Source organism: Dechloromonas denitrificans, from assembly GCF_020510685.1.
GTDB classification, from domain to species: Bacteria; Pseudomonadota; Gammaproteobacteria; order Burkholderiales; family Rhodocyclaceae; genus Azonexus; species Azonexus denitrificans_A.
Genome location: NZ_CP075185.1, coordinates 3,327,836 through 3,350,474 on the forward strand (window position 1 = coordinate 3,327,836; position 22,639 = coordinate 3,350,474).

The 22,639-nt window shown below is 61.6% G+C and carries 23 protein-coding genes; 12 read left to right on the forward strand and 11 right to left on the reverse strand.

The window, feature by feature from the left end; genetic code table 11:
* Positions 1–6 precede the first annotated feature (6 nt).
* Positions 7–3,075 (reverse strand): ATP-binding protein, encoded by a 3,069-nt coding sequence (locus KI611_RS16025; protein WP_226416647.1) that lies wholly within the window; start codon positions 3,073–3,075, stop codon positions 7–9.
* Between the two features lie 144 nt (positions 3,076–3,219).
* Entirely contained in the window at positions 3,220–4,461 is a 1,242-nt protein-coding gene (gene icd, locus KI611_RS16030; protein ID WP_226416648.1) for an NADP-dependent isocitrate dehydrogenase, read from the reverse strand.
* A 187-nt stretch (positions 4,462–4,648) separates the two neighbouring features.
* Here icd and aceK point away from each other — a divergent pair, with 187 nt between their 5' ends.
* The 5 genes from aceK (at position 4,649) to KI611_RS16055 (ending at position 10,583) form a co-directional block, all read left to right on the forward strand.
* On the forward strand, positions 4,649–6,421 hold the full coding sequence (aceK, locus tag KI611_RS16035; protein ID WP_226416649.1) for a bifunctional isocitrate dehydrogenase kinase/phosphatase: 1,773 nt from the start codon (positions 4,649–4,651) through the stop codon (positions 6,419–6,421).
* 67 nt (positions 6,422–6,488) lie between these two features.
* On the forward strand, positions 6,489–7,616 hold the full coding sequence (locus KI611_RS16040; protein ID WP_226416650.1) for an NAD(P) transhydrogenase subunit alpha: 1,128 nt from the start codon (positions 6,489–6,491) through the stop codon (positions 7,614–7,616).
* Positions 7,616–7,897: an NAD(P) transhydrogenase subunit alpha gene (locus tag KI611_RS16045; RefSeq protein ID WP_226416651.1), complete on the forward strand. Its 282-nt coding sequence runs from the start codon at positions 7,616–7,618 to the stop codon at positions 7,895–7,897. The genes KI611_RS16040 and KI611_RS16045 overlap by 1 nt, the downstream gene beginning before the upstream one ends.
* A 2-nt stretch (positions 7,898–7,899) precedes the next feature.
* Complete coding sequence (locus KI611_RS16050) at positions 7,900–9,270, forward strand: NAD(P)(+) transhydrogenase (Re/Si-specific) subunit beta (protein WP_226416652.1); 1,371 nt, start codon at positions 7,900–7,902, stop codon at positions 9,268–9,270.
* A 95-nt stretch (positions 9,271–9,365) separates the two neighbouring features.
* Entirely contained in the window at positions 9,366–10,583 is a 1,218-nt protein-coding gene (locus KI611_RS16055) for a methyl-accepting chemotaxis protein (RefSeq protein ID WP_226416653.1), read from the forward strand.
* Positions 10,584–10,609: 26 nt separating this feature from the next.
* Here the strand turns inward: KI611_RS16055 and dut are convergent, their stop codons facing one another.
* Positions 10,610–11,059, reverse strand: a complete 450-nt coding sequence (dut, locus tag KI611_RS16060; RefSeq protein ID WP_226416654.1) for a dUTP diphosphatase — start codon at positions 11,057–11,059, stop codon at positions 10,610–10,612.
* Positions 11,059–12,249: a bifunctional phosphopantothenoylcysteine decarboxylase/phosphopantothenate--cysteine ligase CoaBC gene (gene coaBC, locus KI611_RS16065; RefSeq protein ID WP_226416655.1), complete on the reverse strand. Its 1,191-nt coding sequence runs from the start codon at positions 12,247–12,249 to the stop codon at positions 11,059–11,061. The genes dut and coaBC overlap by 1 nt, the downstream gene beginning before the upstream one ends.
* 47 nt (positions 12,250–12,296) lie before the next feature.
* On the opposite strand from coaBC, the gene radC reads away from it, so the two are divergent.
* The 3 genes from radC to rpmG all read left to right on the forward strand — a co-directional run bounded on the left by radC (position 12,297) and on the right by rpmG (position 13,480).
* Complete coding sequence (gene radC / locus KI611_RS16070) at positions 12,297–12,977, forward strand: RadC family protein (RefSeq protein WP_226416656.1); 681 nt, start codon at positions 12,297–12,299, stop codon at positions 12,975–12,977.
* Positions 12,978–13,059: 82 nt separating this feature from the next.
* Positions 13,060–13,293: a 50S ribosomal protein L28 gene (rpmB, locus tag KI611_RS16075; protein WP_226416657.1), complete on the forward strand. Its 234-nt coding sequence runs from the start codon at positions 13,060–13,062 to the stop codon at positions 13,291–13,293.
* 19 nt (positions 13,294–13,312) lie between these two features.
* Positions 13,313–13,480 carry a 50S ribosomal protein L33 gene (rpmG, locus tag KI611_RS16080; RefSeq protein WP_226416658.1) on the forward strand — a complete coding sequence of 56 codons (168 nt, stop codon included), beginning with the start codon at positions 13,313–13,315 and terminating at the stop codon, positions 13,478–13,480.
* Between the two features lie 52 nt (positions 13,481–13,532).
* On the opposite strand, the gene KI611_RS16085 is transcribed toward rpmG, so the two are convergent.
* The 3 genes from KI611_RS16085 to KI611_RS16095 form a co-directional block, all read right to left on the reverse strand.
* Positions 13,533–14,024, reverse strand: coding sequence for a disulfide bond formation protein B (locus KI611_RS16085; protein WP_226416659.1), 492 nt, complete (start codon positions 14,022–14,024; stop codon positions 13,533–13,535).
* Positions 14,025–14,158: 134 nt separating this feature from the next.
* Positions 14,159–14,716, reverse strand: coding sequence for a transcription elongation factor GreB (gene greB, locus KI611_RS16090; protein ID WP_226416660.1), 558 nt, complete (start codon positions 14,714–14,716; stop codon positions 14,159–14,161).
* Positions 14,716–15,024, reverse strand: a complete 309-nt coding sequence (locus KI611_RS16095) for a hypothetical protein (RefSeq protein ID WP_226416661.1) — start codon at positions 15,022–15,024, stop codon at positions 14,716–14,718. Before KI611_RS16095 ends, greB begins: the two co-directional genes overlap by 1 nt.
* Positions 15,025–15,091: 67 nt before the next feature.
* Between KI611_RS16095 and KI611_RS16100 the strand changes: the two genes are divergently transcribed.
* Positions 15,092–15,313, forward strand: a complete 222-nt coding sequence (locus KI611_RS16100) for a YdcH family protein (protein WP_226416662.1) — start codon at positions 15,092–15,094, stop codon at positions 15,311–15,313.
* On the opposite strand, the gene KI611_RS16105 is transcribed toward KI611_RS16100, so the two are convergent.
* From KI611_RS16105 to KI611_RS16115, 3 genes are read right to left on the reverse strand one after another with little or no spacing between them, the layout of a single operon-like run.
* Positions 15,310–15,453 (reverse strand): hypothetical protein, encoded by a 144-nt coding sequence (locus KI611_RS16105; RefSeq protein WP_226416663.1) that lies wholly within the window; start codon positions 15,451–15,453, stop codon positions 15,310–15,312. The genes KI611_RS16100 and KI611_RS16105 overlap by 4 nt on opposite strands.
* Position 15,454: 1 nt before the next feature.
* Positions 15,455–16,462: an inorganic phosphate transporter gene (locus KI611_RS16110; RefSeq protein WP_226416664.1), complete on the reverse strand. Its 1,008-nt coding sequence runs from the start codon at positions 16,460–16,462 to the stop codon at positions 15,455–15,457.
* A 14-nt stretch (positions 16,463–16,476) separates the two neighbouring features.
* Positions 16,477–17,115, reverse strand: coding sequence for a DUF47 domain-containing protein (locus KI611_RS16115; RefSeq protein ID WP_226416665.1), 639 nt, complete (start codon positions 17,113–17,115; stop codon positions 16,477–16,479).
* Positions 17,116–17,220: 105 nt separating this feature from the next.
* Between KI611_RS16115 and KI611_RS16120 the strand changes: the two genes are divergently transcribed.
* The 3 genes from KI611_RS16120 to KI611_RS16130 are packed head-to-tail and all read left to right on the forward strand — an operon-like array spanning position 17,221 to position 19,442.
* Entirely contained in the window at positions 17,221–17,553 is a 333-nt protein-coding gene (locus KI611_RS16120) for a hypothetical protein (RefSeq protein WP_226416666.1), read from the forward strand.
* A 27-nt stretch (positions 17,554–17,580) separates the two neighbouring features.
* Positions 17,581–18,627, forward strand: a complete 1,047-nt coding sequence (locus tag KI611_RS16125) for an aldo/keto reductase (RefSeq protein ID WP_226416667.1) — start codon at positions 17,581–17,583, stop codon at positions 18,625–18,627.
* Complete coding sequence (locus tag KI611_RS16130; RefSeq protein WP_226416668.1) at positions 18,624–19,442, forward strand: ferritin-like domain-containing protein; 819 nt, start codon at positions 18,624–18,626, stop codon at positions 19,440–19,442. The genes KI611_RS16125 and KI611_RS16130 overlap by 4 nt, the downstream gene beginning before the upstream one ends.
* Here the strand turns inward: KI611_RS16130 and KI611_RS16135 are convergent.
* Positions 19,347–22,292, reverse strand: coding sequence for a response regulator (locus tag KI611_RS16135; protein ID WP_226416669.1), 2,946 nt, complete (start codon positions 22,290–22,292; stop codon positions 19,347–19,349). The two genes, KI611_RS16130 and KI611_RS16135, sit on opposite strands and share 96 nt — an antisense overlap.
* Positions 22,293–22,639: the final 347 nt, after the last annotated feature.

A 22,639-nucleotide genomic window follows, 5' to 3' on the forward strand; every position in this document is an offset into this window, starting at 1 on the left:
AAGGACTCAACGCGTCGGCTCAAGCGGCGGCAACCATTTGAGCAAGGTTTCGAAGAGCACCGCCGGGTCGACCGGCTTGCCGACGTGATCGTTCATCCCGGCGTCAAGGCAACGCTGCCGGTCCTCGGCGAAGGCATTGGCGGTCATGGCAATGATCGGCAGGGTGCTCCGCCCGGGCAGCGCGCGAATCAGCCGGGTGGCATCGATGCCGTTCATGATCGGCATCTGCACATCCATCAGCACCAGATCGTAATCGCCGGCCTTGACCGCGGCGACCGCGGCCTCGCCATTTCCGGCCAGATCGACGAGAAAGCCGGCCTCTTCGAGCAAGGCCTGCGACACTTCCTGATTGATCGGCTCGTCTTCGACGAGCAGCACATGAATGCCGCGATAGCCGGCGCGGATGCGCTGCTCGGCGAACGACTCGAGCTGACCGGGCGAACCGGCAAGGCGACCGCGCCCTTGCCGCAAACGAGCGGTAAACCAGAAGGTGCTGCCGGCCCCGGGTTCGCTTTCGACCCCAATGCTGCCCCCCATCAGTTGCGCCAGACGCTTGCTGATCGCCAGGCCAAGGCCGGTACCACCGTATTGCCGGGTCATCGAACCATCGGCCTGCTCGAAGGCGCTGAACACGCGCTGCTGATCGTCGGCCGAAATACCGATGCCACTGTCCTTGACGGCAAAGCGCAGCAGTACGTCGTCGGCACTTTCCTCGACCAGCCGCACATGGATCGTCACCGTTCCGGTCTCGGTAAACTTGATGGCATTGGTCGTCAGGTTGATCAGGATCTGGCCAAGGCGCATCGGATCACCCTGCACCTCACGCTCGGCAAGGCCGGGCGCCATATCGACAAGCAGCGGCAAGCCTTTTTCGGCCGCTTTCTGCGCATGCAGACTGAGCACATTTTCGATGACGCCGCCCAGCTTGAAGGCGACGACCTCCAGCTTCAGGCGCTCCGCCTCGATCTTCGAGATATCGAGGATGTCATTGATGACGGCCAGCAGATGACGCGAGGCCTGCGCGACTTTTGCCAGCTGATCTCTTTGTTTCGGATCGCTGGCCCGGCGCTGCACCAGATCGGTCATGCCCATGATGGCGTTCATCGGCGTCCGCAGTTCATGACTCATATTTGACAGGAACGTGCTCTTGGCGCGGTTGGCAGCTTCCGCCGCCTCCTTGGCGACCGACAGCGCAGCGGTGCGCTCTTCGACCATGCGTTCCAGATGGTGGCGATACCGATCCAGTTCCGCCTCGGCTTGCTTGCGCTCGCTGATGTCGCGGGTGATGCCCATGATCTGCTTCGGCTGGCCGGCCGCATCGAGCAGGATGGTGGTGACCACTTCGGTCGATATGACAAAGCCATCCTTGTGGGGTTGCTCGATCTCGAGATTTCCCGAGCGCGCCGTTTGATCGCCCTGGGCGAGCCGTTCGAGGCTATCCGCCAGGGCCGCCTCTACCCGCCGCAACGATTCCGGCGTCAGGGCGGCGGCAAACGGCTGGGCCATGATTTCCTCCGGCGTCCAGCCGCGCAAGCGCTGGACGGACGGACTGATATAAGAGAATTCCATGCCGGGAAGATCGAGCAGCCAGATCACGTCGCTGCTGTTGTCGGCAATCAGCCGATAGCGTTGCTGACTTTTGCCGAGCGCCTCTTCGGTTCGGGCACGCTCGACAGCGAGGCCAGCCAAGCTGGCATAGTCTTCGATTAGGCCGATTTCGGTAGCCGAAGGAGAGGTAGCTTGCTGGTGATAGATGGCAAAGGTGCCGAGGACCCGCCCATCGCGGTTCTTGAACGGTTGCGACCAGCACGACTGGACGCCGGCCTGGGCGGCCAGATCGCGGTAAAGCGCCCAGAACGGGTGCTGCTGGATATCCTCGACGATCACCCGCTCGCCGCGGAAAGCCGCCGTTCCGCAAGAGCCGACGCCATCGCCGATGACCACGCCGTCAATCGCCTGATTGTAGAAGTCGGGCAAGCTCGGCGCCGCGCCATGACGCAGATGCCGACCGTCTTCATCGAGCAACAGGATCGAGCACAGGGCCCCCGGGTGCAAGGCTTCGACGCGACTTGCCAAGCCTTGCAGCACATCGGGCAGCGGCGCGCCTTTACTGATCAGATGAAGCACCTGATTGTGCAGCAGCAATTCACGAGTCCGTTGCGCCAGATCGCTCTCGGCCTGCCGTTGGGCGGTTTGCAGCTCGTTCAGCTTGAGCCGGGTCTCGGCCAGCCAGCCGATCACGCTGTCTTCAACAGTCGGCAAGACCTGATCGGGCGGCGAAAAATCGCCCTGGCCAAGCCGGACGATCTGGGCATGGACTTCCTCGGCGGAAGCGCCGAGCGTTTCGCGCAAGGCGACATAGGTCCGCCACAGCATGGTAACGACGCTGAGGCCAAAGGCGACGAAGATCAGCCGAAAAATGGTCGCCCGCACTTCGGCCGACTGAACCATATCCAGCGTGCGTTTGCCCATCAGCAGATTGAACTGATGCAGCGGCCGCATGATCCCGGCTTTGGCCTGATGATAGGACGCGCCGTGCAGCATCTGGCGGGCCTTTTCGCGATTGGCCTCGGCGGCGGGGCCGCCGGTCTCGACCAGATTCATCGCTTCGATTTCCAGCGCCGTCAGGCGATCCGAGTTTGCCTTGGCTTCCGTCAGTTGACGGAACTCCTCGGCGCCGAATTCGGCCTGCCGCATCAGGTCGAGCAGCGCGATCGTCGCACTCCCGGCGGGCACCGGCGGCACCTGATCGCCGACGACCAGATCCCAATAGATATTCTGATAATCGGCCGGCCGCGGCTGCTTGCCATCGCGGATGTCGAGAATAGTCTGATAGCGCTGCCGGTACACCGGGTCGCCGGTCACGACATAGGTGCGTGCCATGCGCGTCAGATCGTCCGAGGAGTGACGCAATTCATCGGCCAGCAGCATCGAAACATGCCGCCGCTCGTTGGCCCGATCGATACGTTTCTCGGCGCTGGCGTACAACACGAAGACAACGGCAAGCGCCACCAAGAGACCGACCGTCAGCGCCAGCTTCGTTGAAAATCCGGGATTTCTATCCTTGAACGTCACGATTACGCCTAAAACGAGCTGCTGAACATATCAGGTACCGCCGTAGCCGGACGGCCTGCAGGCACTAGCCAGGCACCAAAAATTCCCGGCCTCAAGTGAAAAGCCCCCTTGCGGGGGCTGCTCTCGAGCATTGTTGCGCCAAAATCACATGCGCTCGATCATGGCATCGCCAAAAGCCGAGCAGGACAGTTCATTGGCCCCATCCATCAGGCGGGCAAAATCATAGGTCACCTGCTTGTCGCCGATCGCTGCTTCCATGGCCTTGATAACCAAGTTGGCGGCTTCGACCCAACCGAGATGGCGCAGCATCATTTCGGCCGAGAGAATCAGCGAACCCGGGTTGACCTTGTCCTGGCCGGCGTACTTCGGCGCGGTGCCATGGGTCGCTTCAAAGCAGGCGTACTGGTCGGAGATGTTGGCGCCCGGCGCAATGCCGATGCCGCCGACCTGTGCAGCCAGCGCGTCGGAGATGTAGTCGCCGTTCAGGTTGGTGGTGACGATGGTGTCGTACTCGGCCGGACGCAGCAGGATCTGCTGCAGGAAGGCGTCGGCGATCGAATCCTTGATGATCACTTCGCGGCCGGAATTGGGATTGCGGAACTTGCACCACGGACCGCCATCGACCAGCTCGGCGCCGAACTCTTCCTGGGCCACCTTGTAGGCGGTGTCACGGAACAGGCCTTCCGTGAACTTCATGATGTTGCCCTTGTGCACGATGGTCAGCGACTTGCGGTCGTTGGCGATGACGTACTTGAGCGCGGCGCGGACCAGACGGGTGGTGCCTTCGACGGAGATCGGCTTGATGCCGATGCCGGAAGTCGCCGGAAAACGGATTTTCTTGACGCCCATTTCCTTCTGCAGGAAATCGATGACCTTCTTGGCACCTTCCGATTCGGCGGCCCATTCGATGCCAGCGTAGATGTCTTCGGTGTTCTCGCGGAAGATGACCATGTTGGTCAGCTCCGGGTGCTTGAGCGGCGATGGCACGCCCTTGAAGTACTGCACCGGACGGACGCACTGGTAGAGATCGAGCTCCTGGCGCAGGGCGACGTTCAGCGAGCGGATGCCGCCACCGACCGGCGTCGTCATCGGCCCCTTGATGGAGACCGAGTATTCCTTCAGCGCATCGAAGGTTTCCTTCGGGAACCACTCATCCGGACCGTAGATGCGAGTGGACTTTTCGCCGGCGAAAACTTCCATCCAGTGAATTTTCTTGGCGCCGCCATAGGCCTTGGCCACAGCGGCGTCGATGACCTTGATCATGACCGGGGTGATGTCGATGCCAATGCCGTCACCCTCGATGAAGGGAATGATCGGATTGTTCGGGACAGCCTGTCCCGGAACGATTTTCTGACCACCTTGGGGAACCGTGATGTGAGATGCCATATCCACTCCATGCGTGTTATTGGACGACTTGGGTTAGCGTCGAATGTCTCCTCTGCAGGTTACCGGATGAGGGCTTACCTGCCACCGGTAGCGTGCACGATTATGAAGCAAAGGAGGCCAGCCTGTCAGCCATTAGTGCATCCCGGCCCAATGCTAAACTGGCCGTCCCAGTCAGGAGAGACATCGCATGAAGATCTCAGTCGGCCTCTACGGCACCAATGCGCACCAGATCGCTTTGGCCTTGATCCAGGGATTCAACAAGCACTACAAACTCTTCCGCGAAACCAGCAAGCAGGCCAAGACCCGCTTCGAACAGGGCGACTGGCTGGGCGTACACAAGGCCGTCAAGGAGCGCATCCGCTTTTACGATGACCGGGTCGACGAATGCGTCGAACGCCTGCGCGACGAATTCGATGCCCAGCACATCGACGACTCGACCTGGCAGCAGATCAAGCTGCTCTACATCGGCCTGCTGCTCAACCACAAGCAGCCCGAACTGGCCGAGACCTTCTTCAATTCGGTGACGACCAGGATCCTGCACCGCGACTATTTCCGCAACGATTTCATTTTCGTCCGGCCGACCTTGTCCACCGAAAATATCGAAGCCGACAACGATCCCACCTACCGCAGTTACTACGCCAAGGAAGACGGCGTGCGCGGCGCCATCACCGCGATCGTCAAGGACTTCAACTGGCACCGTCCGTTCGCCGACCTCGAGCGTGACGTCAATCATGTTTACCACGCCATCCGCGCCTTTCTGAAAGGCATGCCGCCGCGCGAGGTGAATTTCCAGATCCAGGTGCTGGCCTCGGCCTTCTACCGCAACAAGGCGGCCTACATCATAGGCAAGGCGATCAACGGCGCCGCGGAATATCCCTTTGCCATCCCGGTCCTGCACGATGAAAACGGCAAGCTCTACCTCGACACAGTACTGCTCGATGCCTGGCGGATCGGCCTGCTCTTCTCGCTGTCGCGCGCCTACTTCATGGTCGACATGGAAGTGCCTTCTGGCTACGTCCAGTTCCTGCGCGCCGTGCTGCCCAACAAGCCGCGCTCCGAGCTGTACATCATGCTCGGCCTGGGCAAGCAGGGCAAAACCATGTTCTTCCGCGATTTCATCTATCACCTGCACCATTCGGAAGACAAATTCATCATGGCCCCCGGTATCCGCGGCATGGTCATGCTGGTGTTCACGCTGCCGTCCTACCCCTACGTCTTCAAGATCATCAAGGATGTCTTTGGTCCCGCCAAGAACATGGACCGCGCCACCGTCAAGAAGAAGTTCCTGATGGTCAAACAGGTCGACCGCGTCGGCCGGATGGCCGATACGCTGGAATTCTCCAACGCCGCCTTCCCGCTCAAGCGTTTTGACGAGGAGGTGATGGAAGAACTGCGAACGCTGGCGCCCTCCTGCTTCGAAATCGATGGCGAAACGCTGATCATCAAGCACCTCTACATCGAGCGCCGCATGGAACCGCTCAACATCCATCTCGAACGCGTCGAACGGACCAACAACATCGAGGCGCTGGAACACGCCATCAAGGAATACGGCAGCGCCATCCGCGAACTGGCCCAGGCCAATATCTTCCCGGGCGACATGCTGTGGAAGAATTTCGGCATCACCCGTTTCGGTCGCGTCGTCTTCTACGATTACGACGAAATCGAATACATGACCGACTGCAATTTCCGCCAGATTCCGCCGGCCCCGGACTTCGAGACCGAAATGTCCGGCGAAGTCTGGTACGCCGTCGGCAAGAACGATGTTTTCCCGGAAGAATTCAGCACCTTCCTACTCGCCTCGCCGACGCTGCGCAAAGTGTTCCACAACTACCATGCCGACCTGCTCTCCGCCAAATTCTGGCAGGATGCCCAGCAAAAAATCCGGCAGGGCCACGTCGAGGATTTCTTTCCCTATCCGCAGGAACTGCGCTTTTGCAACAGCCCGCCGGATGTGAACTGAACAAAGTGATCAGAAAAATCCGAAATACCGGATAGCATCGCAAAAAAACCAATCTGGAGAAAACAGCATGCCACTGCACATTGCGGTCGCCCGGGAACGAACGTCCGGCGAAAGCCGGGTCGCCCTGGTTCCCGAGACAGCCAAGAAGTTCGCCGCCCTCGGCGCCAGCCTGCGCATGGAACAAAGCGCCGGCACCGACAGCCATTTCCTCGACTCGGACTATGCCGATGTCAGCCTGGTCAATGGCATAACCGAAGCCTACGGCCCGGCCCAACTGATCCTGCGCGTCACGCCGCCGTCGGCGGACGAAATCGCCGCGCTGCCGGAAGGCGCGGTGCTGATCGGCCTGCTCAAGCCCTTCGAAGACAAGGCCCGCCTCGCCGCCCTCAACGCCCGCAAGATCACCGCCTTCTCCCTCGAACTGCTCCCCCGCATCTCGCGCGCCCAGAGCATGGACGCCCTGTCCAGCCAGGGCGCCTGTGCCGGCTACCAATGCGGCCTGATCGCCGCTGCCCGCTGTACCAAGTTCTTCCCGATGCTGACCACCGCCGCCGGCACCATCCGGCCGGCCCGCGTGCTGGTGATCGGCGCCGGCGTCGCCGGCCTGCAGGCGATCGCCACCTGCAAGCGCCTCGGGGCGATGGTCGAAGCCTATGACGTGCGCGCCGCCGCCAAGGAACAGATCGAATCGCTCGGCGCCAAGTTCGTCGATACCGGCGTCTCGGCCGACGGCGCCGGCGGCTACGCCCGCGACCTGACCGCCGAGGAGAAGGCGCAGCAGACCGAGAAACTCGCCAAGGCCGTCGCCGCCGCCGACGTGGTGATCAGCACCGCTGCCATCCCCGGCAAGAAAGCGCCGATCATCATCACCACCGAGATGATCGGCCGGATGAAATACGGCGCCATCATCGTCGACATGGCCGCCGAATCCGGCGGCAACTGCGCGCTGACCCAGCCCGGCGAGCACGTCATCGCCAACGACGTGAACATCCACGGCCCCTTGAACCTGCCGTCCCGCATGCCGACCCACGCCTCCGAGCTGTACGCCAAGAACCTCTACAACTTCCTCTCGCCATGGATCAAGGACGGCGAACTGGCGTTCGACTGGGAAGACGAAGTCGTCGCCGGCACGCTGCTCTGCAAGGACGGCGTCACCGTTCATCCAACCGTCAAACAAGTTTTTGGAGAAGCCTGATGGACGGCCTGCTCGCCTTATACATCTTCATGCTCGCCGCCTTCACCGGCTACGAGATCATCGCCAAGGTGCCGGTCATCCTGCACACGCCGCTGATGTCCGGTTCCAACTTCATCCACGGCGTCGTCGTCGTCGGCGCCATGCTGATGCTCGGCACCGCCGATACTGTCGTGCAACAGGCCATCGGCTTCTTCGCCGTCGCCCTCGGCGCCGCCAATGCCGCCGGCGGCTACGTCGTCACCGAGCGCATGCTCGCCATGTTCAAGAAAAAGGAAGCCTGAGCATGACGCTCCCGATCTACGTCCAAGGCGCCTGGTTTGTCGGCGCACTGCTCTTCATCCTCGGCCTGAAAGGCATGAGCTCCCCGGCCAGTGCCCGGAAAGGCATCGTCTGGGCCGGCTACGGCATGCTCGTCGCCATCGCCGGCACCTTCCTCGTGCCCGGCCTGCAGAACCTCGCGCTGATGGCCCTGGCCCTCGGCCTCGGCGCCGCCAGTGCCTGGATTTCCGGCAAACGGGTCAAGATGACCGACATGCCGCAGATGGTCGCCATCTACAACGGCATGGGCGGCGGGGCGGCGGCGGCGATTGCCGCCATCGAGTTCGCCAAGGGCGACGTGCATAGCCCGGTCGCCACGACGCTGGCCGTGCTCGGCGCGCTGATCGGCTCGGTCTCCTTCACCGGCTCCTGTGTCGCTTACGCCAAGCTGCAGGGCCTGATGAAGAAAGCCTACCGGCTGCCGGCCCAGAACGTCGTCAATGTCGTCCTCGCCCTCAGTGCCCTCGGCCTCGGCGCGGCGATGATCGCGCTGGCTCCGGCCAACCCCGAGCTGATCTACATCTTCTTCGCCGTCGCGCTGGTCCTCGGCCTGATCGTCACGCTGCCGATCGGCGGCGCCGACATGCCGGTGGTGATCTCGCTGTTCAATGCCTTTACCGGCCTGGCCGTCGGCTTCGAGGGCTACGTCCTCGGCAACCCGGCGCTGATCATTGCCGGCATCGTCGTCGGCGCCGCCGGCACGCTGCTCACCCAGCTGATGGCCAAAGCGATGAACCGGCCGATCTCCAACATCCTGTTCACCCCGATGGTGGCGAGTGGCGGTGGCGAAGCGATCGAAGGGACGATGAAGGAACTCTCCGCCCTCGATGCCGCGGCGCTGATGCGCTACGCCGGCAAGGTCATCATCGTGCCCGGTTACGGCATGGCGGTGGCGCATGCCCAGCACAAGGTCTGGGAAATGACTTCGATCCTCGAGGAAGCCGGGGTCGAGGTGAAGTTCGCCATCCACCCGGTGGCCGGGCGCATGCCGGGCCACATGAACGTGCTGCTGGCCGAGGCCGGCGTGCCCTACGACAAGATCTTCGATCTCGAGGAAATCAACGGCGAGTTCGGCCAGGCCGACGTCGCGCTGATCATCGGCGCCAACGACGTGGTCAATCCGAGCGCCCGCACCGACAAGGCCAGCCCGATCTACGGCATGCCGATCCTCAACGCCGATCAGGCGCACAACGTCATCGTGATCAAGCGCGGCAAGGGTACGGGTTATTCCGGGGTTGAGAATGCCCTGTTCTACACCGACAATTGCCGCATGCTCTACGGCGACGCCCAACCGATGGCCGGCGAGATCATCCAGCATCTGAAGACGATGGGGTAAGGCTGCACACAGCAGGCCGAAAGCAGCAATATCCGTGTCACGGTGGGCATCCCCCACCGTACAATGCCGGATTAAGACGTTTCAGGGACCCCGCCATGCAAAGAATAGATGACCTGCTGATCTGGCTGTCGGTCGCCACCGGCCTCGGGCTGTGGCTCTGGTTCCTGATCGCCGGCCCGGTTTCGGGGCATTTTTTCCTGCTCGTCGCGGCCCTGTCGGCCCTTGCCATCATCCTTTCCTTCGGCCAGCGAAAGCACTGGAAAAGTCGCCAGGAGGCTTATATCGTCGAACTGAAAAATGTCATGTCCGAATACCATGTCCTCTCCAACGAGGCGATGGCCCATGCGGAACTGCAGTTCACTTCGCTCGAAAAGGACACGCTGGAAGCGCAGGAAATCATCCGCACGTCAGTCAACAAGCTTTCCGGCAGCTTGACCGGCCTCGAATCCCAGTCTTCCGATCAACGTCAGATCCTGCGGTCGCTGATCGATGAAATGCTGCAAATGACCGGCTCGGACGACAGCCATATCCAGGAACAAGCCGGCCTGCAGCGCTTTTTCGACGAAACCAACGCGCTGATTGGCGAGTTCGTCAACAAGATGAGTCAGTTGCGAGCCACCAGTCAGGGCGTCGCCCACAGTTTCGAGCTGATGCAGAATCAGGTCGGCCAGATCAACACGACGCTCAACGATGTCGCCGGCATCACCAAGCAAACCGATCTGCTGGCGCTCAACGCCGCGATCGAGGCCGCACGGGCCGGTGAAGCCGGCCGCGGTTTCGCCGTCGTCGCCGACGAAGTGCGCAACCTGGCGGCCCGCACCGGCGATTTCAATGTCGATATCCGCAAGGCGCTGGCCGACATCCTGAACTCGCTACGCGACGTCGGCGTTCGGATATCGGAAGCCGCCAATATCGACATGAGCATTGCCGAGAAATCGCAGGCGACGCTGCATGAACTAGGCAGCGAATTGATGGAGCTAACCGATCGGGCCCGCCAACATTCGAGCCACATCACCGCAGTCACCGAGCAAATGCACAACCTGACCCAGGAAGGGGTCATGGCGATGCAGTTCGAGGACATCGTGACGCAAATGATCAGCCGGATTAGCCAGCGGACCACCAACGTCGGCGAATACATGCACGCCTTCCTCAGCCTGCATCACGACCAGGGCGAGACGGATGGACTACAACGCTTCCGCAAGCGCAGCCAGCGGCTGGTCGAATTGCTGGTCAATTCGCACGTCAAGGCCGATGCCGTCAAATCAGGCAATGCGGCAAACAACAACCGCGATGGCGATATCGAGCTCTTCTGACCGGGTCTGACCCGGCCAGAGCGAACTCAGGACTTTCCGGTACTGCCGAACCCGCCTTCGCCGCGCGTACTGGCATCGAAGTCGTCGACAATATTGAAGGCGACCTGCAGCACCGGCACCACCACCAACTGGGCAATCCGATCCAGCGGATTCAGCGTGAAGCTCTCGTGACTGCGATTCCAGGTCGACACCATCAACTCGCCCTGATAGTCGGAATCGATCAGGCCGACCAGATTGCCGAGCACGATGCCGTGCTTGTGGCCCAGCCCGGAGCGCGGCAGGATGATCGCCGCCAGCCCCGGGTCGGCCAGATGAATGGCCATCCCGGTCGGAACCAGCACCGTTTGGCCTGGTGCCAGATGCAGCGGCGCCGCGATGCAGGCGCGCAGATCGAGGCCGGCCGAGCCCGGGGTCGCGTAATGCGGCGGACTCTCGCGCAGGCGGTTGTCGAGGATTTTGACATCAATACGATGCATCAGCTTTTCCCTGTCAAATTTGCAATATGTTCAATCAGCTGCCTGGCCAGCAAGGCTTTCGGGGCGGGCGTCAACGGATGCACACCGGCATCGTCGAACAGCACCAGACGATTGTCTTCACCGCCAAAGCCTTCCTGGATCAGGTTGCCGGCGATCAGCGGCACATTCTTCTTGCGCCGCTTGGCCTGGGCATACTCCTCCAGATTCCGGCTTTCCGCGGCGAACCCGACGCAGAACGGGCCATCAGGCAACGCGGCGACCTCGGCCAGAATATCCGGATTCTCGATCAGTTCAAGCGCCGGAATGCCGCCCGTATCTTTCTTCAACTTGTGTTCCGCTGCGCTGGCGACCCGATAATCGGCCACAGCGGCAACGGCAATGAAAATATCGGCAGCGGTCGCCTCGGCCATCACCGCCGCATGCATTTCCAGCGCGCTGCGCACATTGATCCGGTCGACACCCTGGGGCGGCAATAACCCGACCGGTCCGGAGACCAGCGTGACACTCGCCCCAGCCTGCCGGGCGGCGCGCGCCACGGCATAGCCCATGCGGCCGGACGACAGATTGGTAATGCCGCGCACCGGGTCAATGGCCTCGAATGTCGGGCCGGCGGTAATCAGCACCTTTTTGCTGAGCAGCAGCTTGGGCGAAAAGCTGGCGATCACTTCTTCAAGAATATCGGCCGGTTCCAGCATGCGGCCGGCGCCGACTTCGCCACAGGCCTGCTCGCCACTGGCCGGGCCGAGGATCTGAATGCCGTCAGCCTTCAATTGCGCCACATTGCGCTGCGTTGCCGGGTTCTCCCACATCTGGCGATTCATCGCCGGGGCCACCAGCAGCGGGCAATCGCGCGCCAACACCATGGTCGCCAGCAGATCATCGGCCAGGCCATGCACGATACGGGCGAGAAAATCGGCCGAGGCCGGCGCAACCAGAATCAGATCGGCTTGGCGCGACAGATCGATATGCGCCATCGCGTTCGGCATGCGGGCATCCCACTGGTCGGTGAACACCGGTTTGCCGGAGAGCGCCTGGAAAGTGGTGGTGGTCACGAAATGGGTTGCCCCTTCGGTCATCGCCACCTGCACGTCGGCGCCCTGCTTGCCAAGCAATCGAACCAGTTCGGCTGCCTTGTAGGCGGCAATGCCGCCGGTCACGCCAAGAACGATACGCTTTCCCTGTAATTCCATTGTCATCGCCATTAGAATATGAGCTCATCCATTCTACTGGAAATAGCATGGCGATCACCGACTGGCCGGAGGGCGAACGACCGCGCGAACGGCTGCTGGCACATGGTCCGGCGGCCCTTTCCAATGCCGAATTGCTGGCTATCTATTTGCGTGTGGGCATCCGCGGCAAAAGCGCCGTCGATCTGGCGCGCGATCTGCTGCAACGGTTCGACGGCCGCCTAAGCACGCTGCTCGACGCCTCGCTGGAAGAACTGGCCAGTGTCTCCGGCATCGGCCAGGCCAAGGCGGCGCAGCTCAAGGCCAGCTTTGAACTGGCCCGCCGCGCCCTGGCCCAGGAAATGTCGGCACGCGACACTTTTTCCTCACCCGGCAAGGTACGCGACTGGCTACGCCTGAAGCTGGCAACGCGACCGAACGAAGTCTTCATGGCGCTCTGGCTCGATGCCCAGAATCGCCTATTGAAAGCGGACGAATTATTCACCGGGACACTGACGCAGACCTCGGTTTACCCGCGCGAAGTGGTCAAGACCGCCCTCTCCCACAATGCCGCTGCGGTCATCCTGGCGCACAACCACCCGTCCGGCGTTGCCGAACCCTCGCGGGCCGACGAAATGCTCACGCGCGTGCTGAAAGAGGCGCTGGCCATGGTCGATGTCAAAGTTCTCGACCACTTCATTGTCGCCGGCAATACCCCCCCGCTCTCCTTCGCCGAGCGGGGATTGCTATAAAAATAGTGAAACCCCTTGAAATGATTAGGGAGTTTTGGTTATACTCACGGGCTTTCTTCTAGCGAATTCTGGAGCACCAATCATGGCGCGAGTCTGCCAAGTAACGGGTAAAGCCCCGATGGTTGGGAACAAAGTTTCCCATGCCAACAATAGAACGAAGCGTCGCTTCCTGCCGAATCTGCAGTATCGCCGCTTCTGGGTCGAAAGTGAAAACCGCTTCATCCGCCTGCGCGTTTCCAACGCCGGCCTGCGCCTTATCGACAAGAACGGCATCGAAACCGTCCTGGCCGATCTGCGTGCCCGCGGCGAAGTCTGATTAAGGAAGGATAAATAAAATGGCTAAAGGCGGTCGCGAAAAAATCAAGCTGGAATCCACAGCTGGTACCGGACACTTCTATACCACCTCCAAGAACAAGCGCACAACGCCTGGCAAACTGGAGTTCAACAAGTACGATCCGAAGGCCCGTAAGCACGTTGCTTACAAGGAAGTGAAGCTGAAGTAATTCGGCTTTCTCCAGCTTTCGACAAACCCGCCTTTCGGCGGGTTTTGTTTTTTTAGGGCCGGCGAACGATCAACAAACCGGCGTAAACAAGGATGCCGGCAAACACCAGCAACGACCAGTTGGCCATCGACAGGTCGAGGAAAACCCAATCGCGGCTGGAACAAAAGCCGGTAGCCAGAAACATCGACGGCCATTGCATGCCCAGCCAGTCGACAAGACGCTCAATCACATTGGGCTCGGCATAGCCGCACTCGGTGGCCAACTCCGGAAAAGCCTGCATCCACGTCTGGTAGCCGGCCACTCCCGCACCAAGCAAGGCGAGTCCGCCGATCAACGCCGCCCAGCCACGGCGAGCCAGCGGCCACAAGACCCCGAGCAGGGCCAGCCCGCCAATCACGATATAGAGCAGGCGTTGGAAAATACACAGCGGGCACGGCGCCAGACGAAACAGATCCTGCAGCACCATACCTGCAGCGACCAGACCCAGACAGCCCAGTGACAAGGTAGCAAACCAGGCGCGAACGGGGACTTTCAAAGCAAACATAACGATCTATCCGAGAAAAAATCAGTGAAGAGACGATTCTAAGACATTGTCGAACGAGTCCGGCAAAATCCGCCCGGCACACCGCATGGGCAATCCATGGCAGCCGCTACCTGACACCCCGAAACGTTTCCGGCTCAATCGAGCGTTTCGTAGATGACTTCGACAATATCGATTTCCCGGATACCGACCGGGCTCTGGAACCGCACGCTGTCGCCCTCGCGGGACTTGATCAACGCCCGGGCGAGCGGCGAAATCCAGCTGATTCGACCGTGCGCCACGTCGGCTTCGTCCACGCCGACAATGGTGTAGGTATTTTCAGCGCCGTCGGCATCGGCGACGGTCACGCGGGCCCCGAAAAATACCTGGTCGTTGCTCCCCTGGCGCAGAGGGTCGACGATCTCGGCAATTTCGAGGCGCTTGGTCAGGAAACGGATGCGCCGATCGATTTCGCGCAGGCGCCGCTTGCCATAAATGTAATCGCCATTTTCCGAACGATCGCCATTCGAGGCGGCCCAGGCAACGATTTCAACGACCTGCGGTCGTTCGCGCTTGACGAGGTGCTCGAGTTCGGACTTCAGCCGGGCATGACCACCCGGCGTAATGTAATTGCGCGTTCCGCTGGGCAGCTTCAGCGATGGTTCGAGTTCCTCATCGTCATCGCCGTCACTTTCCCGGACAAACGCCTTGTTCATCAATAACCGATACTGTAGTGCTCGACATCGACCCGGATCAGGTCGCGACCAAGGATGGCGGCAGTATTCTTGGCGAACTGTTCGGCCCAGATCTTCTGGTCGCGAAAACGCTCTTCGCCAGCGTATTTTGCAACACTGAGGATACGATCGACCGCCAGGATCTTGCCGGTCGGGGTCGCCACATCGCACTCAAGCACGGTGAATTCGTGGTCAAACCATTGCCGCGCCTCATCGGCCGGAGCGCCACCGAAAACCTTGAAATCGAATTCCCTGTCGCGGCCAAAAGACACGATCACATGATGTTGCATTTCTCTCTCCTCCAATGAATTGTTCGGGTTATTCTAGCAAAACATCGCATGCTGTCAGGAAGAGTCCATGGCCATTGAAACATTGACCGACGAGGAGCAGGAAGATATCCGTCACCAGCTTCAGGAATTGCAGGTCGAACATCGTGATCTCGACCAGGTCATTTCTCACTTGGTTGAAAACCCGCCGCCCGACGATCTGCTCGTGCGCCGGATCAAGAAACGCAAATTGGCACTGAAAGACCGCATTCTTTTGCTGGAAGCAATGCTGGTGCCGGATATCCCAGCCTAGTCGGCCGGCGGCGGAAGACGAAAGAAAATCCAGTAAACGCCGCCGATGGCTGCCGCCACGGCAAGCTCCCAGAGTATCGGCAACTGCCAGACCACCCCTGCCAGCACCGCCAGCAGAAGCAGGTAGCGCAGGAACTTCAAATCAGAGAACCTGCCGGCCGATGGACCAGGCCAGCGCGGCCATCGCCGCACTGCACGGAATGGTCAGGATCCACGCCCAGACGATGCCGCGCGCCACCCCCCAGCGGACGCGACGCGCACCGCGCGTCGAGCCGACGCCGGCAATGGCGCCGGTGATGGTATGCGTCGTCGAGACGGGAATGCCGAGCGCCGTCGCCAGGAACAAGGTAATCGCGCCGCCGGTATTGGCACAGAAACCGCGCGGCTGATTGAGCTTGGTGATGCGGTTGCCCATCGTCTTGACGATGCGCCAGCCACCAAACATGGTGCCAAGCCCCATGGCGGTGTAGCAGGAGAAGACCACCCAGGACGGAATCGCCTCGGTCGATTTCGACATGCCGGCAGCGATCAGCAGCATCCAGATGATGCCGATCGTCTTCTGTGCGTCATTGCCGCCGTGCCCGAGACTGTAGGCCGCCGCCGAGAGCAGCTGAAAGCGGCGGAAATGCTTGTCCACCTTGCGCGGCGCCATGTTTCGACAGATCCACGAGACGGCCACCATCAAACTGCCGCCGATCACGAAACCAAGAAGCGGGGCAATGAAGATGAACGCGATGATCTTCAGCACGCCGGCCGAAATCAGGCCGCCCAGCCCGGCCTTGGCGATTGCCGCGCCGACCAGGCCACCGACCAAGGCATGCGAGGACGACGACGGAATGCCGTAGTACCAGGTGATGATGTTCCAGACGATCGCCCCGACCAGTGCACCGAAAATCACGTAGTGATCGACGATGCTCGGGTCGATGGTGCCTTTGCCGATGGTCGTGGCCACCGTCAGCTTGAACAGGAAGTAGGCGAGAAAATTGAAGGCCGAGGCCCAGATTACCGCCTGATACGGCTTGAGAACACGGGTTGAAACAATGGTGGCGATCGAATTGGCCGCATCGTGAAAGCCATTCATGAAATCGAACAGCAAAGCCACGATGACCAGCGTAACGACGACGCCGAGACTGATTTGTACGGTATCCATACCGAGCTACCCGCTCAGGAGTTTTCTAGAACGATGGCCTCTATCGTGCCGGCGACGTCCTTGCAACGATCGCTGACCGACTCGAGCAGTTCGTAGATTTCCTTCATCTTGACCACCTGGCGCACATCCGGCTCCTCGCGGAAGAGCTTCGACATGGCTTCGCGCAGCATGCGATCGGCGTCGGATTCGAGATCGGTGATCTCGTGGCAATGTTTCAGAATGGCCGGCGCATTTTCCATGCTGTGCAGCAGCTTGACGGCCGCCTGCACGCACCGACAGCAACGCTCGGTGACATCGGCCAGCAGCTTGGCTTCGGCCGGCACGCTATGAACGTCGTAGAGGGCCATCGATTCGGCAACATCCTGGATGATGTCAAGGATGTCGTCCATGCCATTGATCAGCTGATGAATCTCGTCGCGATCAAAGGGCGTAATGAATGAGGTATGCAACTGCGCCAGCGTGCTGTGAGTAATTTCATCCGCCTTGCGCTCTATCACGTCGATATCGTCCGCGTGCTTTTCAGCATGCTCCGGCGCATCGACCAGCGCCTCGATCAACCCCGACAACGCCTTGCCGCCCTGCACAATCAACTCGGCGTGCGCGTTGAAAAGATCGAAATACTTGCCCTCCCTGGGCATCAAGCGACCGAACATGACAGTCCTGTGAAGTTATTGTGACAGCCGAGCATTCTACCACGCACGACCAATGCCCCCACGCGCCAGCCGCCTTGCCAAGCGAGCTTGCCGCTAAAATGGCGCATGATGCGCAACAACCTGCCGGCCGACATTTTCGGCGACCCCTTTCTTCTCGAGGCCTTGCCGCTGCCGCGCCAGCCGGCCGGCTATGCCGTGCAATGCCTCGACACCGATACCCTGCTCGACCGGGTTTCCGGAAACTTCCTGCCGGTTCGCTCGGCCGAGTTGCAGGGCCTGTTCGCCACCTTCGCGGAGGCCCATGCCGCCGCCGGTGCCTGGGTCCAGATTCATTGCCCACCGCCGGCCGATCACCACCTGGCGATTGTCCCGGCCGGTTTCGATCCGCTACTCAAGCGCCACGTATTGATCTATGGCGTACTCTGCGGCCGCCCCTGATTTCTTGCCTTTATCTGGAGATATGCGATGACCCCGTTCCAAAAACGCCAACTCGGCACCAGCGATCTGGTCGTCCCGGAAGTTTGCCTGGGCACCATGACCTTCGGCGAACAGACCGCTGAAGCCGACGCTCATGCCCAGCTCGACTACGCGCTGGCCGCCGGCATCAACTTCATCGACACCGCCGAGATGTACGCCGTACCGCCACGCGCCGAAACCTGCGGCGCCTCGGAAAGCATCGTCGGCCGCTGGCTGGCCGGCCAGCAGCGCGACCGGATCCTGCTGGCCACCAAGGTCGCCGGACCGGCGCGCAACCTGTCGTGGATCCGCAACGGCCCGACCGCCATGGACCGGGCCAATATCCGGGCGGCTATCGAAGGCTCGCTGCGCCGCCTGCAAACCGACTACGTGGACCTTTATCAACTGCATTGGCCGGAACGCAACCAGCCGATGTTCGGCCAATGGCAGTTCGAGCCGGAGAATGAGCGCGCAGGCACATCGATCCGCGAACAACTGGAGGCACTCGGCGAACTGGTCAAGGAAGGCAAGATTCGTTACGTCGGCGTTTCCAACGAACACCCGTGGGGCATCATGCAGTTTGCCAAACTGGCCGACGAACTCGGTCTGCCACGCATCGTCACGACGCAGAATTCCTACCATCTGCTCAACCGGACTTTCGAAACCGGCCTGGCGGAAGTCTGCCACCGCGAACGGGTCGGCCTGCTCGCCTACTCGCCGCTGGCCTTCGGCCACCTGACCGGCAAGTATCTGAACGACCCGGCGGCCACCGGCCGCCTGAGCCAGTGGCCGAGTTTCGGTCAGCGTTACACCAAGCCCAACGTACTGCCGGCAACCCGCACCTATGCCGAGCTGGCTCACCAGCACGGCTTGACCCCGACCCAGCTCGCCCTTGGCTTTGTCCGCTCGCGCTGGTTCGTCGCCAGCACCATCATCGGCGCCTCGTCGCTCACCCAGCTCAAGGAAACGCTGCCGGCAACGCAAACGCCAATGCCGGCCGAACTGCTCGCCGCGATCGACGCCATTCATCTGCGCTACACCAACCCGGCCCCATGACCTCTCCCCTCTTTCCGGCGCTGGCCGAGGCGCTGGCCTGCAGTGCAATCGAGCAAAAGCTGGCCCTGACGGCCGCCCTCGAGGCCGACTGGCAGGCTGGCAAGCTCGACCACCTGGACGATGCCCCGGTCGCGCTAAGCGTCGGCCGCCCGGCGCAACCGCAACTGGTGCCGCACACCCAGTTACGCCAGCGCAGCCCGCAAACCACCGAAGGGCGCGCCAGCCTGCTGCATGCCATCGTTCATATCGAATTTACGGCGATCAATCTGGCACTCGATCATGCCGCCCGTTTTCGCGGTCTGCCGGCCCGTTATTACGCCGACTGGATCGGCGTCGCAGCAGAAGAAGCCCATCACTTCACCATCCTGCGCGAACGCCTGCGGGCGCTTGGTCACGAATACGGCGATTTCCCAGCGCATGGCGGGCTATCGGCAATGGCCGAGCGCACCGGGCATGATGTCCTCGCCCGCATGGCCCTGGTTCCCCGACTGCTCGAAGCGCGCGGCCTGGATGCGACACCGCCGATTCAGAAAAAGCTCGAGGCTTGCGGCGATACGGCGAGCGCCCGGGTGCTCGACATCATCCTGCATGACGAAATCGGTCATGTCGGCCTCGGCGACACCTGGTTTCGCCACCTCTGCGCCGAACGCGGGCGGGAACCGGAAAGCACCTATCGCCAGCTGATCGCCGAGTACCAGGCGCCCTGGCCGCAGGCCCCGTTAAATCGGCAGGCGCGCCTGGCTGCCGGCTTTTCCTCCGGCGAACTGACTGCCCTGCTGACGGGCCGGCAACCAGGCGAGCAGCGCGGCATATAGCAGATCCGGATTGACCGGCTTGGCGACATGGGCATCCATGCCGGCAGCCAGGCAGATGGCGACATCTTCCTCGTAGGCATTGGCGGTCAAGGCCAGAATCGGCAGCTCCCTCCCACCCGGCAGTTGGCGAATCTGCCGCGTCGCCTCGAGGCCGTCCATCACCGGCATCTGCACATCCATCAGGATCAGGTCGTAATGGCCGGCGGCGACTTTGGCCAGGGCCTGACTGCCATCTTCGACGACATCGAGCTGCAATTCGACGGCTTCCAGAAGCTCCTGCGCCACCTCGCGATTGATCTCGTTATCTTCGGCCAGCAGAACGCGCTGTCCGGCATGCCGCTCAAGCAGCAAGCGCTCGACCGCCGCCGGCCCGACCACCGCGGCCGGAGAATTCGGCTGCAACAGACCGTTCAGAGTGTCGTAGAGGCGGACCGGTGCAACGGGTTTGGCGATCGCGGCATGGAAGCCGGCGGCCGCCCAGCGCTCGCCATCCATTTCATGGTCGTAAGCGACCGCCAGCAGGTAGGCCGGCCGATGCTGCAAAACCATCGTCCCCAGGCGAAGCGCCATCTGGAATCCATCCAGCCCCGGCATCCGCCAGTCGCAGCAGACGACCTCAAAGGGATCGCCATCGCGGTCGCCTTCGGCGATGCACGCCAGGCCGACTTCGCCCGTCGCCGCCTGATCGACCCGCAGACCCAGCCGGGCCAGCATATCGGCCAGCACCTGACGAGCCACCGGGTGGTCATCAACAACCAGTGCCCGCTGCCCGGCCAGCGCCGGCAAGACTGGCCGGACCGCCTGACGGCTCCGGTCACAGCCGAGGCAGGCGGTAAACCAGAACACGCTGCCTTTGCCCGGCTCGCTATCGACCCCGATTTGCCCCCCCATCATGTTGGCCAGACGCCGGCTGATGGCTAGCCCGAGACCGGTTCCGCCATATTTCCGGGTGGTCGAACTATCCGCCTGCTCGAAGGCCGAAAACAGGCGGGGAATGGCTTCCGCCGGAATGCCGACCCCGGTATCGCTGACCTCGAAGCGCACCACAAGCTGATCGCCCCGGTCCTCGACGATGCGGGCACGGATGATGATCGCCCCATGCTCGGTGAATTTGATGGCATTACTGGCGAAGTTGAGCAGAATCTGCCCGAGCCGCAACTGATCGCCATGGAAGGTGCCAGCCAGTTCCGGCGCGACGTCCCGCACCAGCTCGATGCCCTTGGCACTGGTCCGCTCGGCGATCATGCCGCACACTGCGTCGAACACCTTGTCCAGCTCGAAACGGGCGTACTCCAAGTGCAGCTTGCCGGCCTCGATCTTGGAAATATCCAGCACGTCGTTAATGATCGACAGCAAGTGGCTGGCGGCACCGTCAATCTTCTCCAGCCGCTCGATGTGCCGGGTATCGGAAAGCTCCTTGCGCAGCAAGTGGGTCAGACCGACGATGGCGTTCATCGGCGTGCGGATTTCATGGCTCATATTGGCCAGGAATGAGCTCTTCGAAAGATTGGCCCGCTCCGCCACGTCGCGAGCCATGGCCAGGGCGTCGTTGGCTTCGGCCAGATCGTGCGTGCGCTGCGCCACCTTCTGATCCAGCTCGCCGGCCCATTGCCGCAGCGCCGTGGTCTGCTCGCCGATCGTATCGAGCAACTGATCGAACAAATGGCCGAGGCGGACCAGTTCATCGTCACCCGGCATCTCGCCGACCCGGGTCTGCATCCGGCCCTCGCTTACCGAGCGCATCGCCGACTCCAGGCGGGCCAGCGGATGGAGTACGCCACGAGCCAGCCACCAGGCCGCCCCGGTGGCCAGCGCAACGGCAACCGCCAACGAAAAAACAAGAATCCCGAAGGCCTGCCAGCGGAAAGCCGCAAACGGCGCTTCGGGAATACCGACATAAAGGGCACCAATGCTCCGGCCGCTGTAGTCGACGACCGGCTCGTAACCGGTCAGCGCCCAGTGATCGACGACGAAGGCGCGGCGCAACCAGGTCTCGCCCCGGTCCACCACTGCCTCCTTCACCTCCTGCGAAACGCGCGTGCCAATCGCCCGCTCGCCTCCGGGCAGCCGGACGCTGGTGGCAATCCGCACATCGTCGAGAAAGAGCGTCACCATGCCGCCCGCCCCGAGCTGCCGCAAGCCGCTGGCCGAGACGATCTCGGCGACATAGTCGATAAACTTTTCGTGGCGGTTCAGCAGAAACCCGCCAACCACCGTCGCGATGATCTTCCCCGCTTCGTCCCGCATCGGCACGGCCGTAACGACCATCAAGCCGCGCAATTCGTCGGTCCGCAAACTGGGGGTGGCGTGCGGCGTATCGACCAGACGGATATGCGCCTGGCTGGGCAATTTTCCGGACAGGCGCAGCATTTTGTCGGGCGTCAGCACCTCCAGCCCGGCCAGCGCCTTGCCGCTAAGCAAGGCGTCGCGAATGATCGGCAGATCGACATAGGGATCGCCGGCGACCTGGCTTTCGCTAGCTGCCAGCACGCCCCCCAGCGGATCGAGAATGGCGAGAAAGTCAAAACCGATGTTTTCCTGGCGGGAGGCCAGCACGTCGGGCAGCGCCACATCGTCGACATCGCCCTTGAGCAAGCCGCGAATCCGCCGCGAATTCGCCAGACTGCGGGCCGAAAGCATCGCCTCGTTCTCGATATGCTGCAGATGGGCGCGGGCCATCGCCAAATCGCCGTGTACCTTGTTCAGCAGCAGGCGGTCGGAATACGCGTTGCCGAAAAACAGCAAAATCACCCCGAGTACCGGCAGCGCCGCCAAGGGCAGCAGGACCAAGGCCCATAGTCGCAACTTCAGCGAGCCAATGGCAAAAGGCTTGGTGAATAATTTTTTCAAACCGCCGTATTGCAGGATGACGCCCCCCAGCCTGACCTCGCTGAAGGCCGGTACGCCCGGTCAGGAGGTGTAATTTTTCTATGCTGAAATGATGCGCCAAAGCTCCCGCTGAGGCAAATCAGCACAAGACCGGGTTCTCGGCAGGGCAAAAATAGAGTAAACTAATACAATCAATGCGTTGATGCATCGCCCGCAGGTCTTCTGAGCAGCCACCGTTTTTCTCGTTTGCAGGATTCACCACATTGACTCGCCCCCGGTACGGCTGCATCGGGGAACTCAGGCCGCCCGACCATCGGGCCAATCCGTCGCAAGCCATAACAAAGCCCAACAGCGACGATGAAAGGAAA